The organism is Paraconexibacter sp., assembly GCF_041602235.1.
Classification (GTDB): domain Bacteria; phylum Actinomycetota; class Thermoleophilia; order Solirubrobacterales; family Solirubrobacteraceae; genus Paraconexibacter.
Map to the genome: position 1 here is coordinate 20,259 of NZ_JBFIGP010000019.1, position 7,464 is coordinate 27,722.

Annotated in this window: 7 protein-coding genes; 2 read left to right on the plus strand and 5 right to left on the minus strand. The window is 71.1% G+C overall.

Translation table 11 applies throughout. The annotated features are described in order from the left end of the window. Nucleotides 1-7: 7 nt before the first annotated feature. Entirely contained in the window at nt 8-1,813 is a 1,806-nt protein-coding gene (locus ABYE80_RS02940; protein WP_372788540.1) for an ABC-F family ATP-binding cassette domain-containing protein, read from the minus strand. 134 nt (nt 1,814-1,947) lie between these two features. Here ABYE80_RS02940 and ABYE80_RS02945 point away from each other — a divergent pair, with 134 nt between their 5' ends. Beyond that, a complete protein-coding gene (locus ABYE80_RS02945; RefSeq protein ID WP_372788541.1) occupies nt 1,948-3,036 on the plus strand; it encodes a DUF2334 domain-containing protein in 1,089 nt (362 codons plus the stop codon). Here the strand turns inward: ABYE80_RS02945 and ABYE80_RS02950 are convergent. From ABYE80_RS02950 to ABYE80_RS02965, 4 genes are all read right to left on the minus strand, one after another. Then, nucleotides 2,970-3,635: a hypothetical protein gene (locus tag ABYE80_RS02950; RefSeq protein WP_372788542.1), complete on the minus strand. Its 666-nt coding sequence runs from the start codon at nt 3,633-3,635 to the stop codon at nt 2,970-2,972. The genes ABYE80_RS02945 and ABYE80_RS02950 overlap by 67 nt on opposite strands. Nucleotides 3,636-3,800: 165 nt before the next feature. Then, a complete protein-coding gene (locus ABYE80_RS02955; protein ID WP_372788544.1) occupies nt 3,801-4,235 on the minus strand; it encodes a hypothetical protein in 435 nt (144 codons plus the stop codon). A 44-nt stretch (nt 4,236-4,279) separates the two neighbouring features. After that, a complete protein-coding gene (locus ABYE80_RS02960; protein WP_372788545.1) occupies nt 4,280-6,268 on the minus strand; it encodes an SDR family oxidoreductase in 1,989 nt (662 codons plus the stop codon). A 230-nt stretch (nt 6,269-6,498) separates the two neighbouring features. Next, complete coding sequence (locus tag ABYE80_RS02965; protein ID WP_372788547.1) at nt 6,499-6,768, minus strand: hypothetical protein; 270 nt, start codon at nt 6,766-6,768, stop codon at nt 6,499-6,501. Nucleotides 6,769-6,796: 28 nt separating this feature from the next. Between ABYE80_RS02965 and ABYE80_RS02970 the strand changes: the two genes are divergently transcribed. Next, on the plus strand, nt 6,797-7,464 hold a 668-nt coding region (locus ABYE80_RS02970; RefSeq protein WP_372788548.1), incomplete at its 3' end, for an enoyl-CoA hydratase/isomerase family protein.

The window sequence follows — 7,464 nt, forward strand, 5'->3', positions numbered from 1 at the left end:
CGAGACCTCACCCCTCCAGCAGCTCGGCCTGCTCGATCCACGCCGCTTCGAGCTCCTCGCGCTCGGCGAGGAGCGCCGTGAGATCGCCCTGCAGCGCCCGCAGCCGCTCGTGCTCGGTGGCCGCGGCCGCCATGTCCGCGTGCAGCGCGCTCTCGCGCGCCTGCAGCTTCTCGAGTGCCCGCTCGAGGCGGGCGACCTCCTTGCGGGCCGCCTTCACGACCGCGCCGGGAGGGGCCGAGCGAGCCGGCTTGCCGGACGTGCCCGTCGCCGCGGCGGGAGAGCCTTCGGCGGCGAGCCGTCGCTGCTCGACGTACTGGTCGATGCCGCCGGGCAGGTGGCGCACGTGGCCGTTCGTCGCGAGCGCGTACACGTTGTCGCAGACCCGCTCCACGAAGTACCGGTCGTGGGAGACCACGACGAGCGTGCCGGGCCAGCCGTCGAGCAGGTCCTCGAGCGCCGTCAGGGTGTCGATGTCCAGGTCGTTGGTCGGCTCGTCGAGGAGGAGGACGTTGGGCTCGGTCATCAGCAGCCGCATGAGCTGCAGCCGTCGCCGTTCGCCGCCGGAGAGGTCCCGCACGAGGGTGCGGCCCTTCTCGCCACGGAAGCCGAACCGCTCGGCGAGCATCCCGGCCGTCAGATCCTGACCGTCGCTGGTCGTCGTGCGGCCGCGAACCTCCTCGAGGGCCTCGATGACGCGCAGATGGCCGGGGATCTCCGCGCTGTCCTGGGACAGATGGGCGAGCCGGACGGTCGCCCCACGCGTGACGCGGCCCGAGGTCGGCTGCAGCTCGCCGCTCAGCAGCTTGACGAGCGAGGTCTTGCCCGACCCGTTCACCCCCACCAGCGCCACCCGGTCGCCGGGACCCAGGCGCCACGTCGCGCCGCGCAGCAGGTGCTTGTCGCCGTACGCGAGGGACACCTCCTCGGCGTCGAGGACCTTGTCGCCGAGCCGCGCCGACGCGAACCGCAGCAGCTCGACGCCGTCGCGTGCGGGAGGTTCGTCGGCGATGAGCGCGTTGGCGGCCTCGATGCGGAACTTCGGCTTCGAGGTCCGGGCCGGCGGCCCCCGCCGCAGCCACGCCAGCTCCTTGCGGACCAGCTGGGCACGCCGGTCCTCACGGGCTGCGGCCTGGCGGTCGCGCTCGGCGCGCGCGAGGACGTAGGCGGCGTACCCGCCCTCGTACTGGTGCACCGACCCGTCGGCGACCTCCCACGTCGCGGTGCAGACCGCGTCGAGGAACCAGCGGTCGTGGGTGATGACGACCATCGTCCCGCGCCGTGCCGCGAGATGGCGCGCGAGCCAGTCGACCCCTTCGACGTCCAGGTGGTTCGTCGGCTCGTCGAGGAGCAGCAGATCGGGGGAGTCCAGCAGCAGCTTGGCGAGCGCGATGCGGCGCCGCTCCCCGCCCGAGAGTGGGCCGATCAGGGTGTCCAGCCCCTGCGGGAAGCGGCTGATCGCGACGCCTCCGAGCAAGCCGTCGAGGACCGAGCGGAACCGCGCGTCGCCCGCCCACTCGTGATCGGCCCGACCGCCGACGAGCTCGGCGCGGATCGTCTTGGCCGGATCCAGCTCGTCTCCCTGGCCGACCATGTCCAGCGTGACGCCGCCCGTCCGGGTGACCTGCCCCTCGTCTGGCTCCTCGACCCCGGCGATCAGCTGGAGCAGCGTCGACTTGCCGTCGCCGTTACGACCCACGATGCCGATCCGCTCCCCCTCGGCCACGCCGAGGGTGACCCCTCGCAGCACGGACCGGCTGCCGTAGCCCTTGTGGACGTCCTTCAGGTTCACGAGGTTGCGCGCGGGAGCGGCCATGCCACCTGCATCTTGCCGGGACGCTCCGGGGAGCGCGTCGAGGACGCGGCGGCGAGGCGCTCGTGCGTCCAGTTCGGAGCGGGGCGCTTCAGCGCTCGCCAGGGCGTGCCGACTGGGGTACCGTGGTTTCGTCAATGACGAGCGATGAGCTCCGTACCGCAGCGCTGCTGTTCGGGACGGAACTGGCGCAGGGGATCGTCACGCCGGAGCAGTTGAGCCACCCGCAGGTGCGGGACGCCGTTCGATCCCGTCCGGTTCCGAGTCCACCGCGACGCGTGCTCCAGGCGCTGCGGCAGCGGCGCGGCACGCTCACGTACGCCCGATCCGTCGTCGCGCCCATGATGGCGGCCCGACGGGCGGTCCTCGCGGACGCGGCGCACGGAGCCCCGCGAGTGCTGCTGCGCGTCGACGAGTTCCCGCACGTCAGCGCCTGGGACGACCCCGCGACCTACGGAACCCCCGAGGGACGCCGGTTCCACGAGATCCTGACCGGGGCGGGAGTCCCGTACCTGATGGCCGTGACCCCGCGGGTCCCGCGGAACAGCCTCGACCCCCAGGGGACCGAGGCACGGGAGCTGGACGCCGGTGAGCGGGAACTGCTGGCGCAGATGCACCGGGACGGCGTGACGTTCGCGGTCCACGGCCTGGACCACCGCACGCGGCACGCGAACCCCCGGCAGCACTCGGAGTTCACCGGCCTGTCGCAGATGGAGGTCGAAGCCCGGCTCGATGCCGGACTGGAGACCCTGCGGGCGGCGGGCCTGCCGGCACCGGTCTTCGTCCCGCCGTTCAACCGGTTCGACGCCGCGTCGTGGACGGCGCTGGCCCAGCGGTTCGAGATCGTCTGCGGCGGTCCCGAGAACGTCCGTCAGCTCGGCTTCCACGCGACGCCGTCCTGGCGCAACGGTGCGGTCTGGCTGCCCTCCTACGCGCCCGTCTACGGCACGGCAGAGCGAGTGCTCTCCGCGCTCCGGGAGCTCACGGAACGACGGACCGCGCTGTGGGTTCCCGTCGTGCTGCACTGGGGCTGGGAGCGTGACTACGGCTGGGAGGGCCTGCGCGAGCTCTGCGCGTTCCTGTCGGAGACCGGGATCGCGCGTCCGTGGGACGAGTTCCTGACCGAGGTGCGGGCGAGCGGCGAGCACGCCCGGCGCGCCTACGAGGCCGACACCGCCCGCTCCTCCTCGGGCAGGTCCGCATCGTCGGCCGTCCGCGCCGCGTAGCGCACCGCTCTCCACGCCCCCGGCAGCCCCGCCGCCAGGAGGAAGATCCCGAAGTAGGCCTCGCCGACCTGCTCGACGGTCGACAGGAGCACCGTCACGGCCCCGCCCGTGTCGTCGTTCGTGGCCGAGGCGCCCTGGCCGATCAGCAGGGAGCCCGCGGCCGCCACGAACAGCCACCGGTCGATGCCCGTGAACCGGCGGGCGGACTGCACGAAGATCGCGGCGACGGCGAGGCCGGCGAGGGGCTGCCACACCTTGATCAGCGATTCGGGGTCCTCGGCCTGCGACTCGAGGTACTCGTGGCCCATCACCGTGTCGTCGATGCTGAACGCCACGAGCAGCACGCCGATGCTGAGGCACAGCCCGCGGTGCCGATCGTTCAGGCGGTAGCGGACGATCCACACGCCACCCGCGAACGCGTAGAGCAGCGTGCGGGTCCACGTCGGGAGGTTCTGCTCCGCGTCGATGTGGAAGATCCGACCGTCGAACGTGAGGGCGTCGACGCCGTGCAGGATCAGGAAGACCGCGACGACGACCGTGGCGCGGAGGACGATCCGGCCCTGCATGGTCGCGACGAGGTCGCGGATCCCGGGCCTCATCCGGGGTGCGCCTGACGTGTCATCGATCTGCTCCCTCTCTCGGTGCGCTCACGATCCGGCCGCCCTTCCCGGACCAGTGCGCGCAGCCTACAAGCCGCACGTCACGCCGATGAAGCGCTGCGTGCAGCGCCGCTGACGGGCGGGCGCGGACAGCGCGGTGCCCGCTCACTTCGAGCAGGTCTGCATCCCGAAGTCGAACGCGAACCGTCGCGTGCGCCGCGCCAGGTCCGCGATCTCCTCGTTGAGACGGGTCGCGGTCACGGGGTCCCGCGCCTCGATCGCGTCGGCGACGGCGTCGGTCTTGGTCTGCTGGGCGCGCAGGTCGGCGATCCACCGACGCACCTCCGCGCGATCCTCGTCCGGAGGCTCGAGCGCGGCGAGCTTGTCGAGGAACGCGGTCGCCGACCCCGCTGCCCGGTGCGTCAGGTCCGCGGCGAGATCGAGCTCGTCGTTCTCGACGGCCCGCGTGGCGTCGTCGCGCAGCGGCTTGACGGCATCGGTGAGGTTCGCGCAGATCTTGTCCGCCGCGATCGCGAACTTGGAACGCGCCGGCGTCGGAGGCGGCGCGTTGGTGCAGCCCGCCAGCCCGGCCGTCAGCAACGCTGCGAGCAGCGCGCCGACGGCGGGTCGGCGAACCCGGCGTCCTACCAGTGCACGCCCTTCATGACCGTGGCCATGGCGATCTGCTCGACGCTGGCCTTCTCGCTCTCGTCCTTCTCACCACGGGCGGCGGCGGAGTCGGGGAAGACCTTGTAGGCCATGTGCAGGATCTGGTCGGAGACCTTGGGCGCCAGCGCGTACAGGACCTCGCCGAACGTGCCGAGCTTCGTGTTGATCTGCTTTGGCCGCGAGCGCGCTGCCTCGCAGATCATGTCGGCCGCTTCGTCGGGACTGATCGTCGGGAACGAGTCGTACATCTTCGTCGGGGCGATCATGGGCGTGCGGACCAGCGGCATGTGGATGGTCGTGAAGTGCACGCCGTCGCCGATGACCTCCGAGGACACCACCCGCGTCCATCCGTCCAGGGCGGACTTCGACGCGATGTACGCGCTGAACCGCGGCGGCGACGTCTGCACGCCGATGGAGGACACGTTGATGATCTGGCCGAACTTCTGCTGCTGCATGGCCGGCAGCAGGCACATGACGAGCTTGATCGCCCCGAAGTAGTTCAGCTGCATCGTGCGCTCGAAGTCGTGGAAGCGGTCGTGGCTGAGGTTGATCGACCGGCGGATCGAGCGGCCCGCGTTGTTCACCAGGATGTCGACGTGGCCGTGATCGGCGATCGCGCGCTGGGCGAGGTCCTCGATCGAATCCATGCTGGTCAGGTCGGCCGAGTACACGTGTGCCGTGCCGCCGGCCTTGACGAGCTCGTCGCGCAGGGCCTCGAGCTTGTCCATCGACCGGGCCACCAGGAGCGGGATCGCCCCCGCGGCCGCGAACTTGCGGGCCGCGGACTCGCCGATGCCCGAGGACGCGCCCGTGATCATCACGATCTTGCCCTTGACCGCGGCCTCGAAGGAGCGGTCCTTGAACAGGTCGGGGTCGAGGTGGCGCTCGTAGTAGTGCCACAGGACGTCCGCGTAGTCCTCCAGCGGCGGGACCTCGATGCCCGACCCCTTCAGCGCGCGCTCGGTGTCGCGGGTGTCGAACTGGCAGGAGAAGCCGACGTGCTCGATGACCTCCGGCGGGACGCCGACGTCCTTGAGGATCCCGTCGCGGATCCCCTTGAGGGCCGGCAGCTTCATCAGCATCGAGATCGTGCCCTTGGGCAGCGAGTCGGTCAGGCGCTTGTCGACCCGGATCGCGAGCTGCGGGGCGTGGGCGACGCCGGCGAAGATGTTGAGCACATCGCCGGAGCGCATGGACTTCGGTGCCGTGAGGTGGAACGCCTGACCGTCGAGGCCCTTCTGGTGGGCGATGTGATCCATCGCCTTCGCGACGAAGTCCACGGGCACGATGTTCGTGTGGCCCAGCTCCGGCCCGATCAGGGGCAGCCACTGCGGCAGGGTGTCCCGCAGCTTCTGGATGACCTGGAAGAAGTAGTACGGGCCGTCGATCTTGTCCATCGCGCCCGTCTGCGAGTGGCCGACCACCACCGCCGGTCGGTACACCCGCCACGGCACCTCCGACTCGGTCCGGGCGATCTTCTCGCTCTCGAACTTCGTGCGGTGGTAGGGCGAGGGCAGCTTCTGCCCTTCGTCGAACATGTCCTCCCGGAACAGGCCCTTGTAGGAGCCGGCGGCGGCGACCGACGAGGTGTGGTGCAGGCAGCCGGCGCGGACGGCGTTCGCGAACTCGACGGCGTGTCGCGTGCCGCCGTTGTTGAGCAGTTCGTTGGTCGCGTCGTCGGCGGTCATGTCGTAGATCGCCGCGAGGTGGAAGACGTGCTTGATCTTGCCCTGGTGGTCGGTGATCCACTTCTTCGACACGCCCAGTCGCGGCTTCGCGAGGTCGCCGGTCACCGGCTTGACGCGCTTGGCGGCCTCCGGTCCCCAGTTCTCCATCAGCGCCGCGAGCTTCTTCTTCGAGCCCGAGCGCACCAGGACGTGGATCTCACCCCGCCGGTTGGCGAGCAGCTCTTCAACCAGATGGCGTCCGATGAACCCGGTCGCGCCCGTCACGAAGTACGACATGCAGCCTCTTTCCTCCTCACCAGCAGAACGCTCGCAACCCTAACCGCCCTGGCTGCCGTCCGTTGCCGAACGCGGCGCGCCCCGGGCGGCCAGGTGTGGGAAGGGCCGAACGGGGCGCGGGAGGAGGCGGCGACACGGGGAGGTCGCGTGGAGCACGATCGCCGCTGGAGGGCGAGCGGATGTGAAACGGCTGAGAACGGCGGCGGCCCGTGGGACCGCGAGGGGCTGGACTACCAGCCGCCCTTCCAGACCTGACCGCCGGCGCGCGCCTTGGTCGCGGCCTTCTTCGCGTCCTTGCGCTTCTCGAGCTTCCACTGCAGCAGCGACATCATGAGGATGAAGAGCGGGAAGAACGCGATGAGGATGAACCCGGCCTTGGTGACGACGCGGTCGTCGGTTTCCCCGTACAGGCCCTCGCCGGACGCCTGGGCGAACGCGGCCGGAGCGAGCAGCGCGAACGTCAGCGCGGTGGTCAGGATGGTGCGGGAGACACGGGTCATGGCCGCGCAATCGTATAGAACCCTGGCGATGACGAGCCTTCAGCGCGAGCGCACCGGCGCCGGGATCGAGATCCTGCGCCTCGACCGACCCGATGTGCGCAATGCGCTGGACCGCGCGACGCTGCGGGAGATGCTCGCCGCGCTCGCCGAGCTGCACGCCGACGAGGACCTGCGCGTGGTCGTCGTGTCGAGCACGTCGACGCGCGCCCTGTGCGCGGGAGCGGACGTCGGCGAGACGCTGACGGCCGCCGAGGGCGTCGAGCGCATGGAGCTCTTCGCCGAGGTCTACGCGCGGTTCGAGGCGCTCCCGGTGCCGACGATCGCGGTCTGCGTCGGCAACGTCGTCGGGGCCGGGGCGGAGCTCGCCGCGGGCTGCGACCTGCGGGTGGCCGGCGAGAACCTCAAGCTGGCCTGGGCGGGCGCGCGGCTCGGGGTGCCGGTCGGTCCCGCGCGGCTGGCCCCGCTCGTGGGCCTCTCCGTCGCCAAGGACCTCGTGTTCACCGGTCGCGTCGTGGGTTGCGAGGAAGCACTCCGCCTGCACCTCGTGCATCGCTACGCGCCGGAGGACGAGGCGGAGGCTCGGGCGCTGGAGCTGGCCGAGGTCCTGTGCGCCAACCATGCGGGGGGTCTCCGCACCCTCAAGGCGATGTTCCGTGAGTTCGAGGCGCTGCCGCTGCCCGAGCGGGTTGCTCGCGA

Bases quoted from the DNA above. Each gene is read 5' to 3' on its own strand.
- ABYE80_RS02940 (WP_372788540.1), bottom strand. From the start codon at position 1,813: ATGGCCGCTCCCGCGCGCAACCTCGTGAACCTGAAGGACGTCCACAAG.
- ABYE80_RS02945 (WP_372788541.1), top strand. From the start codon at position 1,948: ATGACGAGCGATGAGCTCCGTACCGCAGCGCTGCTGTTCGGGACGGAA.
- ABYE80_RS02950 (WP_372788542.1), bottom strand. From the start codon at position 3,635: ATGAGGCCCGGGATCCGCGACCTCGTCGCGACCATGCAGGGCCGGATC.
- ABYE80_RS02960 (WP_372788545.1), bottom strand. From the start codon at position 6,268: ATGTCGTACTTCGTGACGGGCGCGACCGGGTTCATCGGACGCCATCTG.
- ABYE80_RS02965 (WP_372788547.1), bottom strand. From the start codon at position 6,768: ATGACCCGTGTCTCCCGCACCATCCTGACCACCGCGCTGACGTTCGCG.